Genomic DNA, 983 nt, shown 5'->3' on the forward strand with positions numbered 1-983 from the left:
CCAAGCTGCGAAACGAAAAGCCCGAGGCTACACGCGACTGAGTACCGCCCGGACGGTGATCTTCCTGCTGGCGGGGAAGCTCGACTTCGGACGCATCAATCCGCATGTGTATGCTTAACCCACTTGGAATTCAACAGACCCAAAAAACTGGATTCGGCGGGTTTTTGCGGCTGCCTTTGTGCTAGCGCTGGGCTGGTTCATTTATCGCGCGGCGGGCTGGAATCAACAGGTGATCGACATCGTAGGCTCCACAAGGGACAACGCCTACAGCGTGAAATTTACTGCGGTGGCATTGCTGGTCGGGTGGAGCGTGCTGGCAATTGCCCGACAGATACGGCGGTTTTTCAGGGCCAATATAGACTTCAGTCTGAAAAAGCTGCCGCCGAAGCTGGCGGTCCCGCTCGGGTTCGTGGTCGGTTTGATCTTGCTCGATCTGATCTTCTCCGGATTAGTGGCGCGTGGACTGGTGGCGGCCGCCAACTACGGCTTCTCCGGCCTGGACGCCCAGACTGATCCAGGTGTTCAGCAGCCGACTTCAAGCCTGCGCTCGGGCAGTCCGGACTCGCACGTCAGTTGGGACAGCCTTGGACGACAAGGCCGTAACTTTGTCGCCGGCGGACCTTCCGTCAAGCAGCTGGAAGAGTTCGCTGACATCGAGCCCAGGCAGCCGATTAGAGTCTACGTCGGGCTCAAATCGGCTGACACAGTCGAGGCTCGCGCTCAGTTGGCGCTGGATGAACTGAAGCGAACCGGCGCATTCGAGCGCGAAGTGTTGGTAGTGGCAACTACGACCGGGACTGGCTGGCTGGATCCAGACGCCGTCGACACTTTGGAGTACATTCACCCCCCCTTATTCTTCAATGCGGGCTAGAAAGAGGTATGGCGTGTCAATTTCTGTCGTATAATCAGAGTGTTAAGGCACTAATCCCACGACAGAAAGAGAACACGCCATGGGTGAAACACTACCCCTTTTCAAAGCCTCG

The 983-nt window shown here is 57.3% G+C and carries 1 protein-coding gene and 1 pseudogene; both read left to right on the forward strand.

Features of this window, described 5'->3' with window-relative positions:
• Window positions 1-145: 145 nt before the first annotated feature.
• Window positions 146-610 (forward strand): annotated as a pseudogene (locus ACEWQZ_RS05680) (alpha/beta-hydrolase N-terminal domain-containing protein); the annotation flags it as partial.
• Window positions 611-670: 60 nt separating this feature from the next.
• Window positions 671-871 (forward strand): alpha/beta-hydrolase family protein, encoded by a 201-nt coding sequence (locus ACEWQZ_RS05685; protein ID WP_476482106.1) that lies wholly within the window; start codon window positions 671-673, stop codon window positions 869-871.
• The last annotated feature ends 112 nt before the right edge of the window (window positions 872-983 follow it).

It is taken from the genome of Wenzhouxiangella sp. YN1, assembly GCF_056324145.1.